This window comes from Edwardsiella hoshinae NBRC 105699 = ATCC 33379 (assembly GCF_000474215.1).
GTDB classification, from domain to species: Bacteria; Pseudomonadota; Gammaproteobacteria; order Enterobacterales; family Enterobacteriaceae; genus Edwardsiella; species Edwardsiella hoshinae.
The window spans coordinates 39080-63964 of the sequence record NZ_BAUC01000035.1 but is presented as its reverse complement, the minus strand read 5'-3'; the positions used below and the strand labels follow the sequence as shown (position 1 = coordinate 63964).

Sequence of the window (24885 nt, the reverse complement as noted above, 5' to 3'; positions counted from 1 at the left end):
TACCGTTGCGTTACTATGGAGTAACGTAACCACGGAGGCGAATTCTAGAGATTTTCGTCGCGGCGTCAACAGTTATTTGCCGAATTTTCCGCGTTCGATGTAAATTTGGCCGCCCCAGCCCTCTTGTCGTCGTTTGTTGGCGAATTAGGGCCGGCGCAGCCGGTCTAGGGGATTAACGGCGGCTGTGTTCTAGCGCCGGACGGTCGAGGATGGCGGAGTATACCTTGAACTTTCCGGTCTGGGCGACTACCTCATGGCGGCCAAACACCGCATCGAATACTTGCGGATACGGCAGGAAAGCATTGGCGACGATGCGTAACTCGCCGCCCAACTGTAGATGGCTGATCGCCCCGCGGATCAGGGTCTGTGCGGCCAACAGGCTAGTCTGTACCCCATCATGGAAGGGCGGATTGGAGATGATCAGATCGAAGCGTCCGTTAATGTCGGAGAAGACATTGCTGGCAAGCACCTCGCCTGGAATATCATTTTGCGCCAGAGTCTGACGGCTGGCCGCCAGCGCGGCGGCGTTGACGTCGCACAGCGTGAGAGTCGTCTGTGGCGATATCCGAGCGATGGCGGCGGAGAGTACCCCGGCGCCGCAGCCAACATCCAGCACACGCCCTTTGAGACCATGAGGCAGCGAAGAGAGCAACAGATGGCTACCGATGTCCAGCCCATCGCGGCTGAATACTCCCGGCAGCGTAGCGATGTGCAACGAACCGGTATGGTAGCTCATCCACCAGTCAGCCAGATCGAAGGCGACCGGCTGGTTTAATTGGCCGTGATACAGGCCGCAGCGGCGAGCACTGTCGATTTTCGTCAGCGCCACCATCTCGGCGCTTAATTCCTCGGCGCTGCGCACCCCGGCGCGGTTCTCCCCGACGATAAACACCTCACACCCCTGCGGTAGCACCGATAGCAGCTGCGTGAGTTGGAATACGGCCTCGGGTTTGCTCTTCGGCCAATAGTAGAGCAGGGTATCGATGTCGGCGACAAAGGCGTGTGGCGCCTCCAGGGAGAACAGACAACGTTCACCCATGGTGGCTTGCAGCGCTTGCCAGTGGTGATACTGGGTGGTGTGGGCGCGCACCTCAAGGGCATCAAACTGCGCGGGCAGCATATCCTGTAGATCGCCGGCGAACAGGATGCGGCGTGAAGCCAATTCTTCGCTGTGGCGTAGAATGACCTCGCTGGCCGGGGTAAAAGCGGACATGACACAAAACTCCTCAATGGGCTGGCCGGCGATTATAAAGCTTTCAGCGAGGTTCTGAAACTCGGCGTCGTCTGTCATGGATGGTAGCGGGGCCAGGGGTTTGTTAGCATAGTAGGTCAGACAAGCATCCATGAGTTTCCGGCGCCGCACGGTGCCAATGAGGCAGGAGTAGTATGGTTTCGCGACGCGATCGACTTTTACAGCAGCTTGGCGTGACCCAGTGGATGCTACGCCGTCCGTCGCTATTGCGTGGCGAAGTCGCCATCACGCCGTCGCCCCAGACGCGGTTGTTGATCGTGTCACAGGCACCGTTATCGCCGGATGACCTGTTGTTGTGCGATATTCTGCGCGCGCTGTCACTGACGGCGGAGCAGGCGGTGATCCTGACCCCGGAACAGTATGCGACGCTGGATCAGCGTCAGCGTTATCTCTGCTGGTGGTTGGGGGATAGCGCCCCGGCAGAAGTGCAGCTACATACTTCGGCGCTTAGTGCGCTTTATCATAACCCCGGCGCCAAGCGCGCCCTATGGCAGCAAATTTGTCATGAGCAACACCATTTCTTCCCTGACCTCGGCGGACATTGACGCCGCCTACTGCGTGGAGTGTGCCAGCCACGCCTTTCCTTGGACGCGCCATACCTTTGTCGGCAACCAGGGAGAGCGTTACTACAATTTGAAGTTGGAGTCCCAGGGACAGCTGGCGGCTTTCGCCATCACTCAGGTGGTGCTGGATGAGGCGACACTGTTTAACATCGCGGTCGCCCCCGGCTTTCAGCGCCAAGGATTGGGGCGTCAGTTGCTTGAGCGCCTGATCGACGATCTGACGGCGCGCGGTGTGGTGACACTCTGGCTGGAGGTGCGAGACTCCAATCGGCCCGCCATCGCCCTGTATCAAGCGTTGGGCTTTAACGAGGTTTCGCTGCGGCGTAACTACTACCCGACCGCCGATGGGCGCGAGGATGCGCGTATCATGGCGCTGCCGCTCGGCTAGCGCTAATGCCCGGTGCCCAGCCGTTTCCCGCGCCTTGCTGTATGCGAGTAACGAAAATTGCGCGTTGTCTAACCTGGCTAAATCAGGGAAAATGGCGCGCTTATGACCCATTTACCCCTGTGTTGCCCGCGGATAGACGCCGTTAGCTCGCGTCGGCGGGCAGGGCAGCCCAAATACAGAACAGAAAATCATGTCGCCAAGTGAATACGCTCGCGAAGTCGCCAAACGGCGCACCTTTGCTATCATCTCGCACCCCGATGCCGGTAAAACGACCATCACCGAAAAAGTGCTGCTGTTCGGACAGGCGATTCAGGTCGCCGGGACGGTCAAGGGCCGCGGTTCGAGCCAACATGCCAAGTCTGACTGGATGGAGATGGAGAAGCAGCGCGGGATCTCGATTACGACCTCTGTGATGCAGTTCCCGTATCACGATTGCCTGGTGAATCTGCTGGATACCCCGGGGCACGAGGATTTCTCCGAGGATACCTACCGTACCCTGACGGCGGTGGACTGCTGTCTGATGGTGATCGATGCCGCCAAGGGCGTTGAGGATCGGACTCGCAAGCTGATGGAGGTGACGCGCTTGCGTGATACGCCGATCCTGACCTTTATGAACAAACTCGACCGTGACATTCGCGATCCGATGGAGCTGTTGGATGAGGTGGAGAATGAGCTGAAGATCGCCTGTGCGCCCATCACCTGGCCTATTGGTTGCGGTAAGCTGTTTAAGGGGGTCTACCACCTGTATAAGGATGAAACCTACCTGTACCAGAGCGGTAAAGGGCATACCATCCAAGAGGTGAGGGTGATCAAAGGATTGGATAACCCGCAGTTGGACGAGGCGGTGGGTGACGATCTGGCCGCGCAGCTGCGTGAAGAGCTGGAACTGGTCCAGGGCGCTTCGACGGAGTTCGAACAGGAGGCGTTCCTCAGCGGCCAGCTGACGCCTGTCTTCTTCGGGACCGCGCTGGGTAACTTCGGCGTGGATCACATGCTGGATGGCTTGGTAGCCTGGGCTCCCGCCCCGATGCCACGGATGACCGACGTGCGTGAAGTCAGCGCCGCCGAAGAGAAGTTCAGTGGCTTCGTGTTTAAGATCCAGGCCAATATGGATCCCAAGCATCGCGACCGGGTGGCCTTTATGCGTGTGGTCTCCGGGCGTTATGACAAAGGGATGAAATTGCGCCAAGTGCGTACCGGCAAGGATGTGGTGATCTCCGATGCATTGACCTTCATGGCCGGAGACCGTGCCCATGTGGAGGAAGCCTATCCGGGCGATATTATTGGTCTGCATAACCATGGCACCATCCAGATCGGTGATACCTTCACTCAAGGTGAAGAGATGAAGTTTACCGGCATTCCCAACTTTGCGCCGGAACTGTTCCGTCGTATTCGCCTGCGTGATCCGCTTAAGCAGAAGCAGTTGCTGAAGGGGCTGGTACAGCTCTCAGAGGAAGGCGCGGTACAGGTATTCCGCCCGTTGGCCAACAATGATCTGATCGTCGGTGCGGTCGGGGTGCTACAGTTCGATGTGGTGGTGGCCCGCCTGAAGAGCGAGTACAACGTCGAGGCGATCTATGAGTCGGTCAACGTCTCTACCGCGCGTTGGGTCGAGTGTGACGATGCCAAGAAGTTCGACGAATTCCAGCGGAAGAACGAGCAAAACTTAGCGTTGGATGGCGGTGACAACTTAGCCTATATCGCGCCGACCATGGTCAACCTGAATCTGACGCGGGAACGCTACCCCGAAGTGCGTTTCCGCCAGACGCGCGAACACTGATCGCTTCTTGCCGCTGAGCGAGTCGCCATCCGCACAACGGGCCGTCAGGCCCGTTGTTGCTATCTGGTGCGGCACGGCGACAACCAAAGCGGACAGAATATGAATATTTCCTCACCGGACTGGACTTATTCCGCCAGCTTATCCAAGGTATGCTTAACGGATCAGCGAGGTGTGCACCGGTGTGGGTGCATGCGTTCCGAGCGATCAGGTCGTTATGAGGTGCAACGTGGGTTACCGAATACCTATTACCCTGGGAAATATTGAACCTTTGGCTTATAAGCCTTATCGTCCGGGGAAGATCGCCCTCGTGTGCGAGGGGGGGGGGCAGCGGGGGATTTTCACCGCCGGCGTTTTGGATGAGTTTCTACGTGCGCGCTTCAACCCCTTCGATCTCTATCTGGGCACTTCCGCCGGCGCACAGAATCTTTCCGCCTTTGTCTGCGGTCAGCCCGGTTACGCCCGACGGGTGATCACTCGCTACACCACCCGGATCGATTTCTTCAATCCGTTGCGCTTTGTGCGTGGCGGGCATCTGATCGATCTCGACTGGCTGGTGGATCGTACCCATTGCGACATGCCGCTGGCCTTCGAACGTGCCGAACGTATGCTCGGCCAGCAGCGCCAGTTCTATATGGTTGCCAGCCGTAGCGATGATTTCCGCGCCACCTACTTCCCGGCGCGGCGCGACGATTGGTTGCAGGTGATCAAGGCCAGTAGTGCGATTCCCGGCTTCTACCGTAGTGGGGTGGAGTTGGATGGCGAGACTTACCAGGATGGGGGGATCAGCGATGCCATTCCTGTGCGTGAGGCTTATCGCCTGGGGGCGGATACCATTGTGGTGGTGCGTACTGTGCCGTCACAGATGTTCTATACCCCCCGTTGGGTCAAGCGGATGGAGTCGTTACTCAGCGAGAGTAGCCTTCAGCAAATGGTTCGCATGATGCAGTATCACGAAAAGAGCTATCGCCGCACACAGCGTTTTATCGAGCAGCCGCCGGGGCATTTGCGTATTTTCGAGATCTATCCCCCTAAGCCCTTGGCGAGCCATGCGCTAGGTAGCACCGTGGCGGCGTTGAATACTGACTATCATCTGGGGCGGCGCTGTGCCCGTTATTTTCTGGCGGCGGTAGGTCATTGGTTGCTACCGCGTGAATTGCCGGCCCATGCACATGGCCCGACGCGCCAGACGCCGCTTTCTGTGCCCTCCGCGGCTGATGCGCAGTGGCTGGAGGCCTCGGCGTGATGCGGCCGCGTCTGATCGACAGCCACTGTCATTTCGACTTTGCGCCATTCTGTGGCGATGAGGCGGCGAGCTTGCAACGTGCTCGTGCGGTGGGGGTTGAGGCCATCATCGTCCCTAGCGTCGCTGCCGCACGCTTCGCCCAGGTCGTGGCGCTGGCGCATGCTCACCCGATGCTGTATGCGGCTTTGGGACTCCATCCCTTATACATCGAGCAGCATTGTGATGAAGATGTGGTGCAACTAGAGCAGGCATTGGCGCAGCGTGATCCGACGATCGTTGCCGTGGGCGAGATCGGCTTAGATCACTATGGTGAGGCCGTACAACCGGCGCGCCAGTTGGCGCTGCTCCAGGCGCAACTCAGCTTGGCTCAACGTTACGCATTGCCCGTGATCTTGCATTCGCGTCGTAGCCACGATCTGTTGGCGCAGACGCTGCGTCGCCAGCCCGTGGCGCGTACCGGCGTGGTGCACGGCTTTTCCGGCAGTCTCTCCCAGGCCGAAGCTTTCGTTCGGCTTGGTTACGCCATCGGTGTCGGCGGTACCATCACTTATGCGCGAGCGCAGAAGACACGTGCTGTGGTGGCGGCGTTACCGTTGCACGCACTGGTGTTGGAGACCGATGCACCGGATATGCCGTTATCCGGTTTTCAGGGACAGGCCAATCGTCCCGAACAGTTGGCTCGTGTTTTCGCCGCCCTTTGTCAGTTACGCTCAGAGTCACCCGAGGTGATCGCCGATGCGTTGTATCGTAATACGCGTCGTTTATTCACCTTGCCGCCATCCGCCTAAGGTACCGCCGTTCTCCCCTTGCGCTCAGCGAGGTAGCCTGGCTATCTTCGCTGTTTTTTCAACGCGCAAACGAGTAAATGATGTGATATAAATCACTTTTTAACAATTTAACTTGCTTCAAGTTGTATAAATTTGTGAGCGATGCGCGCAAATAGCCTCGATGCCTCGCTATAATTCGACCGCCGGCGATGGACCCCTCCTGTTTTTTGCCTGGCACCAGGAGACGGCTTGCGCCATTGGGCGTGTAAGCCTTTGATCAAAGACTCACACAACAGGGATAATAACCATGCAACTTTTAATGGGTGTGGTGGGAATGGTTTCGCTGATCTTACTCGGCGTGCTGCTTTCCAATAACCGCCGCGCTATTCGAGTGCGCACCGTGGCTGGTGCCTTTGCGGTTCAGGTGTGCCTCGGCGCTTTTGTGCTGTATGTACCGGCAGGGCGCGACATGTTGGGGGCGATGTCTAACGGTGTAGCAAACGTTATCGCCTATGGTAATCAGGGTATTTCCTTCATGTTCGGCGGACTGGTGTCCGATAAAATGTTCGAGATGTTCGGTGGCGGTGGCTTCGTCTTCGCCCTGCGCGTCTTGCCGGTTATCGTCTTTTTCTCCTCGCTGATCGCGGTATTGTACTATCTGGGCATCATGCAACTGGTGATCCGAGTTCTGGGCGGCGCGTTGCATAAGCTGCTGGGAACGTCGCGTACCGAGTCGTTGTCGGCGACGGCTAATATCTTCGTCGGTCAGACCGAGGCGCCGCTGGTGGTGCGCCCCTACGTTGCGACCATGACACAATCCGAATTGTTCGCGGTGATGTGTGGGGGGTTAGCCTCCGTCGCCGGTTCGGTATTGGCTGGCTATGCCCAGATGGGCGTCCCCCTGGAATACCTGATCGCGGCTTCTTTCATGGCCGCACCGGGTGGTCTGTTGTTTGCTAAGCTGATCGTACCGGAAACCGAGCAGACGCATGATCGTGAAGATGCCAGCAAGTTGGTGGCCGCCGAGGAGCGCCCGGCTAACGTGATCGATGCTGCGGCCTCGGGCGCCGCCTCCGGTTTGCAGTTGGCCTTGAACGTGGGGGCGATGTTGTTAGCCTTCATCGCGCTGATTGCTTTGTTGAACGGTATGCTGGGTGGGATCGGTGCCTGGTTTGATTACCCGCAGCTCTCCATGGAGTTGATCCTGGGGTGGGTCTTCTCGCCGATCGCCTTCCTGATCGGCGTCCCGTGGAGCGAGGCGCAGGTTGCCGGCTCTTTTATCGGCCAGAAATTGATCGTCAACGAGTTCGTCGCCTATATGAACTTCGGCGAATATCTGAAGTCGGATGCTGATGTCGCCGCGGCAGGCCTCCAGGTGCTCTCGAACCATACCAAGGCTATCATCTCTTTTGCCTTGTGTGGTTTTGCCAACCTCTCCTCGGTGGCGATCCTGTTAGGCGGACTGGGCAGCATGGCGCCGAAGCGTCGTCATGACATCGCTCGTTTCGGCCTGCGCGCCGTCGCGGCCGGCACCCTTTCTAACCTGATGAGCGCGACCATCGCCGGTTTTTTCCTGGCGTTGTAAGTTGCGGCTTTGCTGATGAAGACACGCCCCGCCTTTCGGTGGGGCGTATTTTTTTATAGGTATAGCGCCGGGCGGATCACGTGAGCCACGCCGCGCACCGTCAATGCCTGGGCCAGCTGTTCAATCGTCTGCTGATCGGCATGCTGCCACGTCGCCGCCGAACCATAGACTCCGTGGTGGTGAAAGGCATTCAGTCGTACGGGAACCTCGCCCAGTGCTAGGATGAACTCGGCCAAGGCGTCGCAGTGTTCAAGGTAGTCGCTATGCTGTGGGATCACCAGTAGGCGTAGCTCGGCCAGTTGGTGCTGTTGCGCCAGCCAACGGATGCTTTGCAGGATGCGCCGATTGTCGCGTCCCGTCAGCCAGCGGTGGTGCTCGCTGTCCCAAGCCTTCAGATCGACCATCACGCCATCGCACCAGGGGCGCAACCGCCGCCAGCCAGCCAGTGCCAATTCTCCATTGCTGTCGACCAGACAGTTGAGCCTATGCAGTAGTGGATCTCGCCGAATCGCCTGAAACAACGCCAGGAGAAAGGGCAGTTGCAGGGTGGCTTCGCCGCCGCTGACGGTGAGGCCGTTGATGAATGGCGCTTGACGACGCAACTGCACTAACACCTCCTCAACGCGCAGGGAGAAGGCCATCGGGTTGGCTTGACGCGGACAGTGTTGCAAGCAGGTGTCGCACTGCTGGCAGCGGGCCTCATCCCAGACTACTTGCCCGTCGCACAGGCTAAGCGCCTGATGCGGACAATCTGCCACACAGCGTCCGCAATGGTCACAACGGCCAATAGTGTAGGGATTGTGGCAACTGCGACAGCGTAGGTTGCAGCCTTGTAGGAACAGCACCAAGCGACTACCCGGCCCATCGACGCAGGAGAAGGGGAGCAGCTTATTAACTAAAGCGCATTTGCTGCTCATGGCTGATCACGCGTACACGTCGTTGCAACATGCCGCTATTCCGTGCGGCCTCCTCAGCCAGCCAGGTGGTATTTAGGCGAGAGCCCTCGTGTTGAAAACGTTCCAGATCGGATTTCCGCACCATATAACCGGTGACGCGTACCAACTCGGCCCCCGCGACATTAGCGGTGAATTCGCGCATCCCGACGGAGAAGGCACCTAAGCAGAGTTGCATCAGCGCCTGGGGATTGCGCTGCACGGTGGGATCTAGCGTCAAGATATCGCTGATCCCTGCGGGATAATAGGCATGATGCGGGGCCACGGCCAACAGATGGCTGACGGGATCCGGCTCTTGGCCGTAGGGCAGGCGGGTTCCCGGTGTGGTGCCGCGATCGCTGCTGATACCCGACTGGGCATGCAGCAGGGCATGTTGCCGCCAGGCGTGGCGTAGCGGGGTGGCCGCAACAAAATCCGCTAACCAGGCACTGATGCGATACGACAGGGCATTGGCCTGTTCATCCTGCCCGTAGCGTTGCAGGGTTCCCGCTTGCTGAGTGAGGATTTCAACCGCCTCGGCGAGGGCGAAAATGCCGAACATCGGAACAAAACGCGCAGGATCGATCAGTCCCTCTCGTACCAGAAAACTTTGGCTAAAAAAGTGGGAGCGTTCGAACAGGAAGTCAGCACGTGCGTTGAGGATGGCGATTTGCCGTTGGCAGTAATCGGGCAGGGTGCGTTGAAAAAAGTCCGCTTCTCCCTGGCTACGTAGCGCGACTTCTTTAAGGTTGAGACGTACCAGGGTGCTGCCACCCCCTGCCAGCGGCAGTGAGTTATAGCAACTGACAATACCATAGCCGCCCGCTGTGAAAATTTTATCATGCAGTGCGGCATTGGCGATGTGTGGTTTGGCACAGTGGCAGATGTTCTCGATCGCCTGTTGCAGGCAGGCGTTTGAGGTGAGCTGGGGATGGTAGAGGAGGGTTAGATTGGGCACGACTTGCGCTAACTCGGCATCGGCACGCAGGAAGAGATGTGTTAGCCGATTATCGGCGGGTCCCAGATTGGCATGCATGAAGGCATCGGGAAAAGTGCGATCCAGGTAACGCCAAAACCGTTTTATACGGATATATAATTCTTTATCTGTTAGAATTCCAACATAAGGTAGTAATAGTTGATCTAAATGCCCCAAAAATACCGGCATAGATGTGACGGATGGGACATGGTGATACAGAATGGTCAACATCGCGAGGGCATCATCGAAGTCTTGCGCCGCGTCGAGCTCCAGCCACGCCGATCCCTGAGCCAAGAATCGGGCATAGTCCGGTAAGACGTAGCGCGGTTTGTAGGGTGCGTGGCCTTCAAACATGTCACAGATGACCCCTTCGTCCAAGGCTTGCCGAGCGTCGTCGGGTAGCGGCGGATAGGGTAGCTGGTTTTCCGCTTCCAATGCCAAGAAATGGCGTTTCTGTTCGGGAGCGAGATGGGGATCGCAGGCGATGGCCATGCAGTGTTGGCGTAATGCGCTATCGATGATCTCAGACATAGTCGCAACCGTTAATGATGAGGATGGCAATCAGATTACGAATAAGCGAGGTGGCGAGAGGTGATCCGCCTCGCAGCTGACTGCGTTGATCGATGCGTAGGCGATAATTGCGATTTATTTGTGATTAAAGTCACATATAAATAGATAATGTTGCATTGTGATTTTCATCTAATGTGACAGTGAACACAAATATGGCGGAGGTTTTGTGTTCAAATCATCACACCAGAAGGGCTTTGTGCGGTGAGAAGGATCTCAGTGACATCGCGGTGTATCCGGGTGTCTCTTCAGGGAACCAAGTCCGCTCGCCAACGTGTGGGATAACTTGATGGCGTAAGCCGTTAGCACCTCCGTCCCGTTTTTTTTGATTGAACCGGCATGGGCCGCGTTCAGCCAGTTGGAGAGTATTATGACCGAGTTACAAACTGCTGCTCAGCGCGCATTGCGCCTGATGGATCTGACCACCCTGAATGACAATGATACCGATGAGAAGGTGATCGCTCTGTGTCATCAGGCGAAAAGCCCGGTGGGTACCACGGCCGCGGTATGCATTTATCCCCGCTTCATTCCCATCGCGCGTAAAACCCTACGTGAACAAGGAACGCCGGAAGTCCGCATCGCGACAGTGACCAACTTCCCGCACGGCAACGATGATATCGATATCGCTCTGGCGGAAACCCGTGCAGCTATCGCGTATGGTGCCGACGAGGTGGATGTTGTTTTTCCATACCGTGCACTGATGGCCGGTAATGAGCAGGTGGGCTTCGAGCTGGTGAAAGCCTGTAAAGACGCCTGCGCCGCCGCTAACGTGCTGCTGAAAGTGATCATCGAAACCGGTGAATTGAAAGAGGCGGCGTTGATCCGCAAGGCCTCTGAAATCGCTATCAAGGCCGGTGCCGATTTTATTAAGACTTCGACGGGCAAGGTAGCGGTTAACGCCACCCTAGAGAGTGCGGAGATCATGATGAGCGTGATCCGTGACATGGGCGTAGCGCAAAGTGTCGGTTTCAAGCCCGCCGGTGGCGTACGTACGGCGGAAGATGCCGCGCAATACCTGGCGCTGGCCGATCGTCTGCTGGGTGAGGGCTGGGCCGATAGTCGTCATTTCCGCTTCGGGGCTTCTAGCCTGTTGGCGAGCCTATTGCAGACCTTAGGGTACGACGCCAAGGGCACCGGTAGCAGCTACTGATACCCACTCAGGCCGCCTACGGTGGCCTGAAAAAGATGAACAGCCTTTACCTCTGCGGGATCGCGCAGACGATCCTCGCCAAACAATCAGCTTAACAGGGGGTTACCTTGTTCCTAGCACAAGAAATTATTCGTAAGAAGCGCGATGGCCACGCATTGAGCGAGGACGAAATCCGCTTTTTCGTCAATGGTATCCGGGATAACACCGTCTCGGAAGGGCAGATCGCCGCGCTGGCGATGACCATCTTCTTTCACGATATGACAATGGCGGAGCGCGTCGCCTTAACCATGGCCATGCGCGACTCTGGCAGCGTGTTGGATTGGCGTGCGCTACACCTAAACGGCCCGATCGTCGACAAACACTCGACGGGGGGCGTCGGTGACGTCACTTCGCTGATGCTGGGGCCGATGGTCGCCGCCTGTGGCGGTTATGTGCCGATGATCTCCGGACGTGGCTTGGGACATACTGGCGGTACGCTGGATAAGCTAGAATCTATACCAGGCTTTGATATCTTCCCAGATGATAGTCGCTTCCGTAGCATTATTGCTGATGTTGGCGTCGCGATTATCGGGCAGACTACTTCATTGGCCCCGGCAGATAAGCGTTTCTATGCGACGCGAGATATCACCGCGACGGTGGATTCCATTCCGCTGATCACCGCCTCAATTCTGGCGAAGAAGCTGGCGGAAGGCTTGGATGCCTTGGTGATGGATGTGAAAGTTGGCTCGGGCGCGTTCATGCCAACCTTCGAGCTGTCCGCCGCGTTGGCGGAAGCTATCGTTGGGGTAGCCAATGGTGCCGGTTGCCGTACTACGGCGCTGCTAACCGACATGAATCAAGTACTGGCCTCCAGCGCAGGTAATGCGTTGGAAGTGCGTGAGGCCGTGCAGTTCCTGACGGGGGAAGCCCGTAACCCGCGCCTGTTTGAGGTGACCATGGCGCTGTGTGTCGAGATGCTGATCTCCGGGAAATTGGCCAGCGATCAGAATGATGCACGCCACAAGCTGCAGGCGGTGCTCGATAATGGCAAGGCTGCCGAGGTCTTTGGCCGCATGGTGGCGGCACAGGGTGGCCCGCTTGACTTTGTTGAGCATTATGACCGCTATCTACCGCAGGCCGTATTGAGTAAACCGGTATTTGCGGAACAAACTGGTATTATCACGGCGATGGATACTCGGGCGCTGGGAATGTCCGTCGTCGGTCTGGGTGGCGGTCGTCGCCAGGCCAGCGATAGCATTGATTACAGCGTGGGGCTGACCGAGATGGTTCGTCTGGGCGATAAGGTCGACACGCAGCGTCCGTTGGCCGTGGTGCATGCTCGCGATGAGGCGAGCTGGCAACAGGCTGCCGAGGCGGTGCGGGCGGCGGTGACACTGGGTGATAAGGCGCCTGAGGCGACGCCGGTGGTGTATCGTCGTATCACCCAGTAGCGGTAAGCCAAGAGTAAACCGAGTCTGATGATTTTGGCCCGTTCGCATGTCTCAGGGACGTCGGGCGGGCGCTTGGCGCGTAAGCGCGGGAGAGTAAGATGAAACGTGCATTTATCATGGTTCTGGATTCCTTTGGCATCGGTGCGGCCAAGGATGCGCAACGCTTTGGCGACGAAGGGGCTGACACCTTGGGACACATCGCCCGTGCGTGTGCTCGCGGCGAGGCTGACATCGGGCGTAAAGGGCCGCTGCATCTGCCCAACCTGTGCCGTCTGGGTCTGGGCAAGGCCGCCCAGGAGTCAACCGGACGCTTCCCCGAGGGATTGGACGCTAACGCCGAGATCATCGGCGCTTATGGTTATGCCAACGAGCTCTCCTCCGGTAAAGATACGCCGTCAGGTCACTGGGAAATCGCTGGCGTGCCAGTGTTGTTCGACTGGGGTTACTTCCACGAGCATCAGAACAGCTTCCCGCAGGCGCTGCTGGACACGTTGGTCGAGCGCGCTAACTTGCCAGGCTATCTGGGCAATTGCCATGCCTCCGGCACGGTGATCCTCGATGAGTTGGGTGAGGAACACATGCGCAGCGGCAAGCCAATTTTCTATACCTCTGCCGACTCGGTATTCCAGATCGCTTGTCATGAAGAGACTTTCGGACTGGAAAGATTGTATGAACTGTGCGAGATTGCGCGCGATGAACTGAACAAAGGTGGCTATAACATCGGGCGCGTCATCGCCCGGCCATTTGTCGGTGATAAGCCTGGCCAGTTCCAGCGCACTGGCAACCGTCACGATTTGGCGGTAGAGCCGCCGGCACCGACCATGCTGAAGAAGCTGGTGGATGAGAAGCAGGGCGAAGTGGTTTCCATCGGTAAGATCGCCGATATCTATGCCAACGTGGGTATCACCAAGAAGGTGAAAGCGACCGGCATTAATGCGTTGTTTGACGCCACATTACAGGAGATGCGCCAGGCAGGGGACGATACCATCGTCTTCACCAACTTCGTCGACTTTGACTCTTCCTATGGCCACCGTCGCGATGTCGCCGGTTATGCCGCGGCGCTGGAGTTGTTCGACCGCCGCTTGCCGGAGATGTTGGCGCTGGTGCAGCCAGATGACATTCTGATCCTGACCGCCGATCATGGTTGCGATCCGACCTGGCCGGGCAGCGATCATACCCGTGAGCATATCCCGGTACTGGTCTATGGTCCGAAGGTGAAACCCGGCTCTCTCGGTGAGCGCGATACTTTCGCCGATATCGGTCAGACCGTGGCTCAGTATTTCGGGCTGTCGCCGATGGCGTACGGTAAGCCGATGTTCTGATTATCAACGCCACCTCTGTGGGGTGGCGTTTCCTGTCTATTGCGTTAAAGAGAAGGATTAAATTTATGGCTACGCCGCACATTAATGCTGAAATGGGTGATTTCGCTGACGTCGTTTTGATGCCGGGCGATCCGCTGCGGGCGCAACATATCGCAGAAACCTTTTTGCAGGATGTTCGTCAGGTAAATAACGTCCGCGGTATGCTGGGTTTTACCGGAACCTATAAGGGCCGCAAGATCTCTGTGATGGGGCACGGTATGGGGATCCCCTCCTGCTCCATTTACGCCAAAGAGCTGATCACCGATTTTGGGGTGAAAAAAATCATCCGTGTTGGCTCCTGCGGCGCGGTCCGTATGGACGTTAAGCTGCGCGACGTGGTGATCGGCATGGGCGCCTGTACAGACTCTAAGGTGAACCGTCTACGCTTTAAAGATCAGGACTTTGCCGCCATCGCCGACTTCGACATGGTGCGTAATGCTGTTGATGCCGCCCAGGCGAAAGGCATCGATGTACGCGTCGGTAATCTGTTCTCCGCTGATCTGTTTTACTCCCCGGATCCGACCATGTTTGACGTGATGGAGAAATACGGCATCCTGGGCGTAGAGATGGAGGCCGCCGGGATCTACGGCGTGGCCGCTGAGTTTGGCGCCAAGGCGTTGACCATCTGCACCGTATCCGATCATATCCGGACCCACGAGCAAACCAGCTCTGCCGAGCGTCAGACTACGTTCAACGACATGATCGAAATCGCGTTGGAGTCTGTCCTGTTGGGCGATAAAGAGCAGGCATAACACGCTGACGGCTAGCGAATCCTGCGTAAGGGGACCGAATGGTCCCCTTTTTATTTATGGTAGATCTCACAGTATTACCGCAACAGGCGCTCTTTTATATCTCTCGTACTGATAGGTTATACCACATAGATTATCTCGTGTTGGTGCTTGCCTCTTTTCCCTATCCTTATTATGTTTAATAGCGTGGATAAATGTTAATAAAACGTAGAGGAATAGAGATGCGAAAGACAGTGTTGGCATTGGCGGGCTTGGCGATGATGGCGAGCAGCGCATTGGTTCAAGCCGCCAGCTTGGGCGAAGATATGGACATCATTAACCAGAATTACCGTCAGGCCCAGCAGGCGACGACGGTACAGGATTTTAAACAGGCGCTGACGGCGATGCGTAGCGCCGCCGAAGCGGCGAAGGCCGAGACTCCGCGTAAACTGCAAGGGCAGGCGAGCGATAGTGCGGAGATGAAAGATTATCGTCATGGCCTAGAGATACTGATCGGCCAGATTGATAAGGTTGAGAAGTTGGCTGATGCCGGCCAACTGGATCACGCTAAGGCCGAGGCGCAGCAGATGTTGCAGACGCGCAATACCTACCATAAGAAGTATCGTTAACGCGATGCGCTGGGATGCGGTCGTCCGCCTGACGCATTGGAGCGTGGCGCTGGGCTTCTTGCTCAATCGCCTATACCTCACGCTGCCTGGCGGGTTTTGGCATCGGAGCGTCGGGTTGACGGTGGCCGGGCTCGTCATCTTGCGCCTGTTGTGGGGGGGGACATTCGCACGCGGCCCCGCACGTCTGTCGGCCTTCATCCCGACGCCGCACAGCCTGATACAGCATCTGCATGAGTTGCGTAGCCGGACGGTGCCGCAGACTTTGCATCATAATCCATTGGGAGCCATTGGCATCTGGCTGACCTGGTTGCTGTTGTTGCTGATCGCCTGGACGGGCTGGGGGCAAGACAGTGCTTTGGCTTTGCGCTGGCCGTTGGATCTCTGGCATCTCTGGTTGATCGAGGCGTTGACACTGGTGGTCTGTGTGCATGTATTGGCGGTGATCGCCATGTCACTCTGGCTTCGTCGTAATTTGATCCATGCTATGTTGCCGGGGACTGGCGGCGAGCGCGAGTAGCCAAGAAATAGCCAGCCGTTTCCGGCTGGCTGCCTGGCTGCGCTTTTACTGGCGTAGCTTACCCGCTGCTTCTGGTTGGTACAGCAACGCCAACACTTCGATATGTGTTTGGCCACCGTTGGGTAAGTCCCAACGGATCACATCGCCGACGCGTAGACCAAGCAGTGCAGCACCGATCGGTGCCATCACCGATAGCCCATCCTCGGCGTCGTTCGGCAGGTGGGGGTAGATCAGGGTTCGCACATGCTCTTCGCTATTGGTCAAATCGCGGAAGCGTACCCGACTATTCATGGTGACCACATCGGCGGGCATGGTTTCCGGCGTCAGCAGTTGCGCGCGATCGAGCTCTTCATTTAATGCCTGGGCGACGGCTTGGTTAGCGAATTCTGGGCGTTCTAACAATCTATCGAGGCGTTCCGCGTCTAATTCATTAATGATAATCGCAGGTCGGGACATGATTCTCTCCATGATGTGACGCAGCGTTGCGTCCAGTCTCGTCACAAAATAAAACCCTCACCATCCCAGTATGGGCAGTGAGGGTCGCACCCTGATGATCATAGTAAGCTCGCACGGGGTTTAAAAGAGAGCAAGCTCACAAATCGGCCAGCACTCGTCAACGAGGCGAGTGAGGGCTATTCCTCGTCGAATCCGGCGTTAAAGAGGGAGACCACCGCTGCCAGGGCTTGTTGCTCATCCGGCCCGGAGGCTTGGACTTCAATTTGTCCGCCTTGTGCCGAGTCCAACATCAGCAATGCGATGACGCTATTAGCCTCCGCCTCGACCCCGTTTTCGTTACGTAAAGTGACGGTGGCATCGAATTCTTGCACGAGTTCGAACAGTTTCATCGCCGGACGGGCATGCATCCCCAGACGGTTCTTGATTTCGACGGTTTGTTTCACGCTCATTGCCAGCCTACTTGCGTTTTTCTAGGGTACGATGGCGCGATTGCACGTTCTTGCCGCGTGAGCGGAAATAGTCAGCCAATTGTTCGGCGACATAGACCGAGCGGTGCTTGCCGCCGGTGCAACCGATGGCGACGGTCAGGTAGCTACGATTGTTGTTTTCTAGCGCTGGCAGCCACTGCTCCAGATAGCTACGGGTCTGATAGATGAAGTTATGTACTTCGGTGTGGCGATCGAGGAAGGCCGCCACCGGCTTATCTAAGCCGGTCATCGGACGCAGCTTCGGATCCCAGTGCGGGTTCGGCAAAAAGCGCACGTCGAAGACATAGTCGGCATCGATAGGGATACCATGCTTGAAGCCGAAAGATTCAAACACCATGGTCAGCTCGCGCTCACGTTTGCCTAGCAGGCGAGCACGCAGCATCTCCGCCAGCTCATGTACCGACATTTCTGAGGTATCGATGATCAGATCGGCGCGAGAGCGCAAGGGCTCCAACAGCTCGTTCTCCTGATCGATAGCGTACTCCAGAGACAGGTTTTTACTCGACAGTGGGTGCAGACGCCGAGTATCGCTGTAGCGTCGGATCAGCGTATTGCGATCGGCATCGAGGAACAGTAACTGGGGAGAGAAGCTCTCAGGCAGATTGTTCATCGCCTTATCCAGCACCTCTGGTGACTCAGGCATATTACGCACATCGATACTGACCGCCGCCGAGGTTTCGCGGGTGGCCAGCGTACGCGCCAGATCGGGCAGTAGCTCGACCGGGAGGTTATCGACGCAGTAGAATCCCATATCTTCCAAAGCGCGTAAGGCCACGGATTTCCCTGAACCGGAACGGCCGCTGACAATCATCAGCACCATATTACCACTCCCCTGTTGTTGTTATGACGTGGCTCGGTATGACCTGCCAGTGACTCATACTATCAAGCTCAGATGATCAGAGATAGTATGGCATCGGCCAGGTCGGATCACTCGGTGATGATTTGGTATAGCTCGTCATCGCTTTGCGCCGCACGTAGACGGCGACACACGCTCTTATCCGCCAGTTTCTGCGCCATCAGAGACAGTGTTTGCAGATGCGTTTTGCACTGATCGGCGGGCACTAATAAGGCAAACAAGAGATCGACGGGTTGATTGTCGATAGCGTCAAAGTTGATGGGTTGATCGAGGTGGATGAAGACGGCGATAGCGCGCAGGGTATCCTCCTCGAGCTTGCCATGGGGAATGGCGATTCCATTTCCGATTCCGGTACTCCCCATACGCTCACGCGTTAAAATGGCGTCGAACACCACCTGCGTGGGCAGATTGAGTTGGGCGGCGGCCAGCTCGCTGATGATCTCCAGCACGCGTTTCTTGCTGGCACAGTGGACGGCGTTGCGTGTGCATTCTGGGGTCAGCACGACGCTTAAAGGCATAGTTAAGTCATTACTCATGGTGTTTTTTCAAAAAAAGCTGCTGTGTGCCTTCGACCTGTGCCGCTAAAGGCTTAAACGGCCTGCCCTTAGGGGCAGGCCGTCGGTCGGCAGACTGGCGTACCAGCCTGAAGGCTGTGTTAATGTTGTTTCAGTTTATCTTTATGTTTGTTCAACTGGCGCGCCAGTTTATCTATCAGTACATCGATGGCGGCATACATGTCTTCCTGCTCGGCTGAGGCGTGCAGTTCGCCGCCATTGATAAACACCGTTGCCTCGGCGATGTGATCGACCTTTTCAATACTGAGGGTGACGTTGACCTGGTTTATCCGGTCAAAATACTGCTCAAGTTTGGCAAATTTCTCGCTGACAAACTGACGAATGGCGTCAGTAATTTCAAGATGGTGTCCAGTTATATTGAGCTGCATCATGTCTTCCTTCTCGGTTAGTCACACCAGCTGTTTGCGCTGATTGGACGGTGGAATGGACAAAGACTCTCGATATTTAGCGACGGTACGCCGGGCGACCATAATACCCTGATCAGCTAATAGCGTGGTAAGTTTGCTATCACTCAGTGGTTTCGCCGGATTTTCCGCCGCGATCAGTTTCTTCACCAGCGCACGGATCGCTGTGGATGAGGCCTCACCGCCGTCATCAGTGCTGACGTGGCTGGAGAAGAAATATTTCAGTTCAAAGATCCCACGCGGACTGTGCAGAAACTTCTGAGTGGTCACGCGTGAGATCGTTGATTCGTGCATTTCGACTTGCTGGGCAATATCGGCCAGCACCATCGGTTTCATCGCCTCCGGTCCATGTTCGAAAAATGCCTGCTGCTGCTCTACGATACAACGCGATACCTTCAGCAGGGTATCGTTACGGCTCTCCAGACTCTTGATCAGCCACTTCGCCTCTTGCAGATTACTGCGGATGAACTGGCTGTCGTTATCGTTACGCGCTTGGGCACCCAACGCGGCGTAATGCTGATTGATGCGCAGGCGCGGTACGCTATCCTGATTGAGCTCGACTACCCAGCGCTGCTGATGTTTATGGACCAACACATCGGGGATGACATAGTCAGACTCGCTGGTATTGATGGAGAGTCCCGGCCGTGGGTCGAGGCTCTGAATCAGTTGCATTGCCGCCTTGAGCACTTCTTCTTTTAGCTTAGTCGAACGCATCAGATTTCGGAAATCGTGATTTCCCAGGAGTTCAAGATGGCGATCGACGATGCTGCGCGCCTCGTTGAGATAGGGCGTGTCGTCGGAAAATTGGGAGAGCTGCACCAACAGGCAATCGCGCAGATCGCGCGCGGCGACGCCCACCGGATCGAAGCGTTGAATCCGCTTGAGAACGGCTTCGATTTCCTCCGGCAAGAGATGCTCGTCTCCGAGACTCTCCAAGATCTCTGCCAGTGAGGCGGTGAGATAGCCGGTATCGTCTACCGCGTCGACGATGGCCGTGGCGATCGCCCGATCGGTATCGCTGAATGGGGTCAGTTCAACCTGCCACATCAGATAGTCTTGCAGTGTTTGCGTCGTTTCGCCTTGGAACACCGGCAACTCGTCATCGTGATAATCGGTTCCCGTACCTGAGGGTGTGCCGGCGGTATAGATCTCGTCCCAGCTGGCATCGAGTGGCAGTTCGTCCGGCATTTCCCGTTGCTCCAATGCCTCGCGGCTATCCAGTGGATCGGCGTCATCGCGCGTGACGGCACTCTCCTGCGGCTGTTCGAGAACGGCACCGTCGTCTCCGGCTTCCTCATTGGGCTCCAGTTGCTCCAGCAGCGGATTGCTTTCTAACGCCTGTTGGATCTCTTGCTGTAATTCCAGCGTTGAGAGCTGCAACAGGCGAATAGCCTGTTGCAGTTGCGGCGTCATGGCCAGCTGCTGGCTGAGTCTGAGTTGCAAGCCTTGCTTCATAATCGCGCGTTCTGTTCCTTGATGACCGACAGTGATAGCCGCAGGGAGACGCTGGTTCTCCCGCAGCGAGAATGTAAAGAGCCGCACTCACCCGATACCCGCGTATTCGCGCGGCACCGTGTTCGTTACAAACGGAACTCTTCACCCAGATAGACGCGTTTCACCTGCTCGTTCTCCAGAATTTCGTTGGGAGAGCCATGGGCAATCAAATTCCCCTGGCTGACGATATAGGCCCGTTCGCATACGTCTAATGTTTCGCGCACGTTGTGGTCAGTGATCAGCACGCCTAACCCTCGATCGCGCAAGTGCTCGATGATCTTCTTGATATCGATGACAGAGATCGGGTCGACACCAGCAAAGGGCTCGTCCAACAGGATAAACTTGGGATTGGCGGCCAGCGCACGCGCGATTTCCACACGACGACGTTCACCGCCGGAGAGCGATTGCCCCAGATTCTCACGCAGATGGGCGATGTGGAACTCCTCCAACAGCTCATCGGCGCGATCGGCGCGCTGTTCGGCATCCAGATCGTCGCGGATCTCTAATACCGCCATCAGATTATCATAGACGCTGAGGCGACGAAAAATCGAGGCCTCCTGCGGCAGATAGCCGATGCCGCGTCGGGCGCGGGCATGCAGCGGCAACAGGCTGATATCGTCGTCGTCGATGATGATGTTTCCCGCATCGCGCGGTACGATCCCGACCACCATATAAAACGTGGTGGTTTTGCCCGCCCCGTTCGGACCGAGCAGACCGACGATCTCGCCGGAGTTAACCGTCAGACTGACGTTTTCTACCACCCGACGCCCTTTATAGGATTTGGCCAGGTTTTGCGCAATTAATCGTGCCATAACGAATCAGTTACTCTTTTTCTGAGGGGCCGGTTTAGCGTTGCCCTTATCCTGCAATTGCGACGGCAACAGGACGGTAGTCACACGCTTGCCCTTGCCGCTGAAGGCTTCCATCTGTTGCTGTTTCACCAGATAGGTAATGCGATCACCCTCGATATTACTGTCGAGCTGTGTCAGCACGGCATTCCCAGTCAGGATGACATAGTCTTTGGCCAGTTCATAGCGCAGCTTCTGGCTGTGGCCTTTGACCGGCTTGCCGTTATCCTGCATTTGGTAGAACGTTACCGGATTACCATAAGCTTCGACCACCTCTTTACCTTGCTCGCCGTTAGGACGGGTGACGACTACTTTGTCCGCGGTGATTTTGATGGTGCCTTGAGTGACGATAACATCGCCGGTAAAGGTGGCGACATTCCCCTGCATATCTAATGCTTGTTGCATGGAATTGATATGGATCGGCTGATCGGTATCGCCGGTGACGGCCAATGCCGAAGCGCTGGCCGTTAACAGTGAGGCGGCAAGGATCAGATCACGCAGTTTAAGGGTGTTTGCTTTGAATTTCATAATAGGTGTTTACCTTGTCAATCAACCGTGCCGTTTTATCCCGCATGTTGCCGCGCATCTTCAGCCCGTGAGAGGTGAAATTACTGCCGAACAGCGTGACCTCATCATCCGAACTAATATCCTGAGTTACCAGGTTAACCTGCGCATTATCGGTGGTGATCCGCTCCAGTTGCGAGGTCGGGGTCAAACTATTGACCTCTACATTACCGTAGAGATACAGCATATTCGCTTTAGTCAGTTTCGCCCGGTCGGCGCGCACCGACCAGGTGGCCGCCGCTTGCGGATCGAAGGTCGTCAATACCGGCCGGGTGAACCAAGTCACCCCCTGCTCGTTGTAATGCTGTACGTCCTGGGCAACCAATTTATAGCTCAGCTTACCACTGGGGTCATAGACTACCGTCAGCGTATGCTGGCTTTGGTAGGTCGGTAGCGAGGGATCATTGACCGTGGGTGCATTGTTGGGCGAGTTATCGGCCAGATTCCAGCCGATCAGCGCCAGCGCGATGAGGGTCAACAAGGCGATGAGCCAGCGTTTACGCATACTCATATCGACAGCCCCTGGGCCTGCCCCAGCATCCCCTGAGCTTGCAGGATCAGATCGCACAGCTCGCGCACAGCACCGCGTCCACCGGCGATACGGGTCGTATAGTGCGCGCGCGGCGGCAGAAGTGGATGCGCATCAGCGACAGCAACGGCGAGACCGACGCGCGCCATGACCGGCCAATCGATCAGATCGTCACCAATATAGGCGGCCTGATCCGGGGTGAGCTTGAGATCGGCGAGGATACGCTCAAAGGCGATCAGCTTGTTCGATTGCCCCTGATATAGGTGGTTAATACCCAGCGTCGCGGCACGGTCAGCGACCAGTTGGGAGCGGCGACCGGTGATGATGGCCACCTCGATCCCCTGGGTGACCAGACAGCGGATGCCATAACCATCGCGCACGTTGAACGCCTTAAGCTCTTCGCCCTGGTTGCCCATATAGATCAGCCCGTCGGACAAGACACCGTCCACATCGCAGATCAGTAGACGGACCTGCGCGGCGCGCGCCATGACATCGGCGGAAACTGGCCCATAGCAGGTGGCGATCGGGGAGGTAGTGTGTGGCATGAAAGCTCCGTTTGTTCAGACTACGCCGGCGCGCAGCATATCATGCATATGCACCACGCCAAGCAGTTGATCGTTTTCCGCGACCAGCAACGAGGTGATATGGCGATCCTGCATCAGATTGAGCGCTTCGACCGCCAGCGCCGTCGGCCGGATTCGGATCCCGCCGCGGGTCATTACATCGGCAATCTTGGCGTCATTTAGATTGATTCCCATATCGAATATACGGCGCAGGTCACCATCGGTAAAGATCCCCTCGATATGGGCATCGGGGCCGCAGATAACCGTCAAACCAAGATTCTTGCGGGTAATTTCCAGCAGCGCATCGCGCAGGGAGGCCGCCGGATTAACAGTCGGTACTTCATCGCCGCTGTGCATGATGTCGCTGACCCGTAGCAGCAATTTGCGCCCCAGTGCGCCGCCGGGATGCGACATAGCAAAGTCTTCCGCGGTGAAGCCGCGCGCTTGTAACAAGGCGACGGCTAAGGCATCCCCCATCACCAGGGTCGCGGTGGTGCTGGTGGTCGGCGCTAGCCCCAACGGGCAGGCCTCTTGGGGGACTCGGATGCATAGATGGATGTCGGACGCACGCCCCATGGCACTCTCGGGGTTGTTGGTCATGCAGATCAGGGTGACATTCTGTCGTTTCAGCACGGGGATTAGGGCTTGGATCTCCTGCGACTCGCCCGAGTTGGAGATGGCCAACACCACATCACGCGCCTCCACCATGCCCAGATCGCCATGGCTAGCCTCACCGGGGTGAACGAAAAAGGCCGAAGTGCCGGTACTGGCCAGCGTGGCCGCTATCTTGCGGCCAATATGGCCGGATTTACCCATCCCCATTACCACCACCTTGCCGTGACAATGGAGCATGGCTTCGCAGGCACGGGCGAAGTCTTGGTTAATAAAGTGATCCAGTTGCGCTAATCCTTCACGCTCGATACGCAGGACTTCTTTACCCGCCTGCTGGAAATCAAAACCCGGCTGAAACTCCGTATGTGACATTTTGTTTTCTCACGTCTCGCAAAACCACTGACTCGGCGGACCCAGCCCGGGGAGTCAATCCCAATAAAATAGCAATGCAGGCTGCGTATATAGCAGCACGATGTAGGCGGCGAAGCCGCACAGCAACAGCGCGCCGGCCGGGCGACCGATGCGTTGCTGACGACGTAGACACAGTAGGGTCAGCACTAGGGTGACCGCTAACAGGGCCCAGTAATCGCGCCCGAAGGCAGCGGCGTCGATCAGCGTGTCGCGTGGCCCGATCAGCGCCGGCACCCCTAATACCATCAGAATATTACAGGTATTGGAACCGATGATATTACCCAAAACAATGTCATGCTCTCCTTTTATTGCACCGGCTATGGCTGTCGCCAGTTCTGGCAGGCTGGTACCGATGGCAATCACCGTCAGGCCGATGGTTAGCTCATTGACGCCGAGATAGCGCGCCAGTACGGTGGCGTTATCGATAACCATGCGTGAGGCGAGCGGTAGGATGATCAGCCCGAGCGCCATCCATAATAGGGCGACCGGTAAGCCAGTACCGCGTGGCAACTCGGCGATCTGTTCACGGGCGTAGCTATCCAGTCCCTCGGGTTGTGTCTGATGGGCTATTTTAAGCATCATCCATAAGAATGCGGCGAAAAAGGTCACTAAAATAACACCATCAATGCGATTAAGCTGATTGTCATGCAGCAAAAAACCGCACAATATAGTGGCCCCCAGAGTTAGGGGCAGTTCACGGCGTACGAGCGTAGAGCGCACGGAGAGCGGGCGGATGAGTGCCGCACAGCCAAGAATGAGTAAGATATTAGCGATGTTCGACCCCAGAACGTTGCCGACGGCCGTATCGATCTGGTTATGTATCACGGCACTCAGCGAGACGGTCAACTCGGGCAGGGATGTTCCTATGCTGACGATGGTCATGCCGATGACCAGCGGCGCTACACCTAACGCATGCGCGACGGCTGCCGCGCCGTATACCACACGGTCTGCGCCATACACTACGAGTAGTAAGCCGATGAGCAGTAGCAGGGTGGCGAGCAGCATGCTGAATCCTTGAGTAGAGTAAGTCCGGATGTCGGTATCCGGCTAAACGAAACGGACGAAAGGCTGTTAGCAGTCCGCCGATGCCGCTAACAGTAAGCTATACGCTTAATTTTGACGGTAGGCGGGATAAAAGTAAAACTTATGCTGCCCTATGGCCGGAATTTGGCCCGATGCGTGCCAAAGTGACGAAAAAATAGCACTAATCGCCGAGA

27 protein-coding genes are annotated in these 24885 nt (G+C 56.8%); 12 read left to right on the top strand and 15 right to left on the bottom strand.

The features are described 5' to 3' along the window. Positions 1–172 precede the first annotated feature (172 nt). A complete protein-coding gene (gene rsmC / locus EHO01S_RS14295; RefSeq protein ID WP_024524600.1) occupies positions 173–1213 on the bottom strand; it encodes a 16S rRNA (guanine(1207)-N(2))-methyltransferase RsmC in 1041 nt (346 codons plus the stop codon). Positions 1214–1386: 173 nt separating this feature from the next. Between rsmC and EHO01S_RS14290 the strand changes: the two genes are divergently transcribed. The 6 genes from EHO01S_RS14290 to EHO01S_RS14265 all read left to right on the top strand — a co-directional run bounded on the left by EHO01S_RS14290 (position 1387) and on the right by EHO01S_RS14265 (position 7578). Further along, positions 1387–1797, top strand: a complete 411-nt coding sequence (locus tag EHO01S_RS14290) for a DNA polymerase III subunit psi (protein ID WP_024524599.1) — start codon at positions 1387–1389, stop codon at positions 1795–1797. After that, positions 1757–2203, top strand: a complete 447-nt coding sequence (gene rimI / locus EHO01S_RS14285) for a ribosomal protein S18-alanine N-acetyltransferase (RefSeq protein ID WP_024524598.1) — start codon at positions 1757–1759, stop codon at positions 2201–2203. Before EHO01S_RS14290 ends, rimI begins: the two co-directional genes overlap by 41 nt. A 190-nt stretch (positions 2204–2393) precedes the next feature. Next, the gene (prfC, locus tag EHO01S_RS14280) at positions 2394–3983 is read left to right on the top strand and encodes a peptide chain release factor 3 (RefSeq protein WP_024524597.1); all 1590 of its coding nucleotides are present in this window, start codon (positions 2394–2396) and stop codon (positions 3981–3983) included. 226 nt (positions 3984–4209) lie between these two features. Beyond that, positions 4210–5226, top strand: coding sequence for a patatin-like phospholipase family protein (locus EHO01S_RS14275; protein ID WP_024524596.1), 1017 nt, complete (start codon positions 4210–4212; stop codon positions 5224–5226). After that, a complete protein-coding gene (locus tag EHO01S_RS14270; RefSeq protein ID WP_024524595.1) occupies positions 5226–6014 on the top strand; it encodes a TatD family hydrolase in 789 nt (262 codons plus the stop codon). Before EHO01S_RS14275 ends, EHO01S_RS14270 begins: the two co-directional genes overlap by 1 nt. Before the next feature lie 298 nt (positions 6015–6312). Next, entirely contained in the window at positions 6313–7578 is a 1266-nt protein-coding gene (locus EHO01S_RS14265; RefSeq protein WP_024524594.1) for a NupC/NupG family nucleoside CNT transporter, read from the top strand. A gap of 53 nt (positions 7579–7631) precedes the next feature. Here the strand turns inward: EHO01S_RS14265 and EHO01S_RS14260 are convergent, their stop codons facing one another. Then, a complete protein-coding gene (locus EHO01S_RS14260; RefSeq protein ID WP_024524593.1) occupies positions 7632–8495 on the bottom strand; it encodes a YjjW family glycine radical enzyme activase in 864 nt (287 codons plus the stop codon). Beyond that, positions 8470–10017, bottom strand: coding sequence for a YjjI family glycine radical enzyme (locus EHO01S_RS14255; protein WP_024524592.1), 1548 nt, complete (start codon positions 10015–10017; stop codon positions 8470–8472). The genes EHO01S_RS14260 and EHO01S_RS14255 overlap by 26 nt, the downstream gene beginning before the upstream one ends. A gap of 406 nt (positions 10018–10423) precedes the next feature. Here EHO01S_RS14255 and deoC point away from each other — a divergent pair, with 406 nt between their 5' ends. The 6 genes from deoC to EHO01S_RS14225 all read left to right on the top strand — a co-directional run bounded on the left by deoC (position 10424) and on the right by EHO01S_RS14225 (position 15868). Further along, a complete protein-coding gene (gene deoC / locus EHO01S_RS14250) occupies positions 10424–11203 on the top strand; it encodes a deoxyribose-phosphate aldolase (protein ID WP_024524591.1) in 780 nt (259 codons plus the stop codon). Between the two features lie 107 nt (positions 11204–11310). Further along, complete coding sequence (gene deoA / locus EHO01S_RS14245; protein ID WP_024524590.1) at positions 11311–12633, top strand: thymidine phosphorylase; 1323 nt, start codon at positions 11311–11313, stop codon at positions 12631–12633. A 98-nt stretch (positions 12634–12731) separates the two neighbouring features. Then, complete coding sequence (gene deoB, locus EHO01S_RS14240) at positions 12732–13955, top strand: phosphopentomutase (RefSeq protein ID WP_024524589.1); 1224 nt, start codon at positions 12732–12734, stop codon at positions 13953–13955. Positions 13956–14020: 65 nt separating this feature from the next. Then, on the top strand, positions 14021–14746 hold the full coding sequence (deoD, locus tag EHO01S_RS14235) for a purine-nucleoside phosphorylase (RefSeq protein ID WP_024524588.1): 726 nt from the start codon (positions 14021–14023) through the stop codon (positions 14744–14746). A gap of 218 nt (positions 14747–14964) precedes the next feature. Further along, on the top strand, positions 14965–15351 hold the full coding sequence (cybC, locus tag EHO01S_RS14230; protein ID WP_024524587.1) for a cytochrome b562: 387 nt from the start codon (positions 14965–14967) through the stop codon (positions 15349–15351). A gap of 4 nt (positions 15352–15355) precedes the next feature. After that, complete coding sequence (locus EHO01S_RS14225) at positions 15356–15868, top strand: cytochrome b/b6 domain-containing protein (RefSeq protein ID WP_035370669.1); 513 nt, start codon at positions 15356–15358, stop codon at positions 15866–15868. A gap of 45 nt (positions 15869–15913) precedes the next feature. On the opposite strand, the gene rnk is transcribed toward EHO01S_RS14225, so the two are convergent. From rnk to EHO01S_RS14165, 12 genes are all read right to left on the bottom strand, one after another. Then, positions 15914–16324, bottom strand: coding sequence for a nucleoside diphosphate kinase regulator (rnk, locus tag EHO01S_RS14220; RefSeq protein WP_024524585.1), 411 nt, complete (start codon positions 16322–16324; stop codon positions 15914–15916). Between the two features lie 176 nt (positions 16325–16500). After that, positions 16501–16773: a PTS phosphocarrier protein NPr gene (gene npr / locus EHO01S_RS14215; protein WP_024524584.1), complete on the bottom strand. Its 273-nt coding sequence runs from the start codon at positions 16771–16773 to the stop codon at positions 16501–16503. 7 nt (positions 16774–16780) lie between these two features. Continuing rightward, positions 16781–17632 carry an RNase adapter RapZ gene (rapZ, locus tag EHO01S_RS14210; protein WP_005281696.1) on the bottom strand — a complete coding sequence of 284 codons (852 nt, stop codon included), beginning with the start codon at positions 17630–17632 and terminating at the stop codon, positions 16781–16783. Between the two features lie 107 nt (positions 17633–17739). Next, entirely contained in the window at positions 17740–18204 is a 465-nt protein-coding gene (ptsN, locus tag EHO01S_RS14205; protein WP_005281697.1) for a PTS IIA-like nitrogen regulatory protein PtsN, read from the bottom strand. A 119-nt stretch (positions 18205–18323) separates the two neighbouring features. Continuing rightward, the gene (gene hpf, locus EHO01S_RS14200; protein ID WP_024524583.1) at positions 18324–18611 is read right to left on the bottom strand and encodes a ribosome hibernation promoting factor; all 288 of its coding nucleotides are present in this window, start codon (positions 18609–18611) and stop codon (positions 18324–18326) included. 21 nt (positions 18612–18632) lie between these two features. Continuing rightward, positions 18633–20102, bottom strand: coding sequence for an RNA polymerase factor sigma-54 (gene rpoN, locus EHO01S_RS14195; protein ID WP_024524582.1), 1470 nt, complete (start codon positions 20100–20102; stop codon positions 18633–18635). A 125-nt stretch (positions 20103–20227) separates the two neighbouring features. Then, entirely contained in the window at positions 20228–20953 is a 726-nt protein-coding gene (gene lptB / locus EHO01S_RS14190; protein WP_024524581.1) for an LPS export ABC transporter ATP-binding protein, read from the bottom strand. A gap of 6 nt (positions 20954–20959) precedes the next feature. Further along, entirely contained in the window at positions 20960–21517 is a 558-nt protein-coding gene (lptA, locus tag EHO01S_RS14185; protein WP_024524580.1) for a lipopolysaccharide ABC transporter substrate-binding protein LptA, read from the bottom strand. After that, a complete protein-coding gene (lptC, locus tag EHO01S_RS14180) occupies positions 21492–22064 on the bottom strand; it encodes an LPS export ABC transporter periplasmic protein LptC (RefSeq protein WP_024524579.1) in 573 nt (190 codons plus the stop codon). The genes lptA and lptC overlap by 26 nt, the downstream gene beginning before the upstream one ends. Then, the gene (gene kdsC / locus EHO01S_RS14175) at positions 22061–22627 is read right to left on the bottom strand and encodes a 3-deoxy-manno-octulosonate-8-phosphatase KdsC (protein WP_024524578.1); all 567 of its coding nucleotides are present in this window, start codon (positions 22625–22627) and stop codon (positions 22061–22063) included. The genes lptC and kdsC overlap by 4 nt, the downstream gene beginning before the upstream one ends. A 15-nt stretch (positions 22628–22642) precedes the next feature. After that, positions 22643–23629, bottom strand: a complete 987-nt coding sequence (gene kdsD / locus EHO01S_RS14170) for an arabinose-5-phosphate isomerase KdsD (RefSeq protein ID WP_024524577.1) — start codon at positions 23627–23629, stop codon at positions 22643–22645. A gap of 54 nt (positions 23630–23683) precedes the next feature. Next, complete coding sequence (locus EHO01S_RS14165) at positions 23684–24673, bottom strand: calcium/sodium antiporter (protein WP_024524576.1); 990 nt, start codon at positions 24671–24673, stop codon at positions 23684–23686. Positions 24674–24885 lie beyond the last annotated feature (212 nt).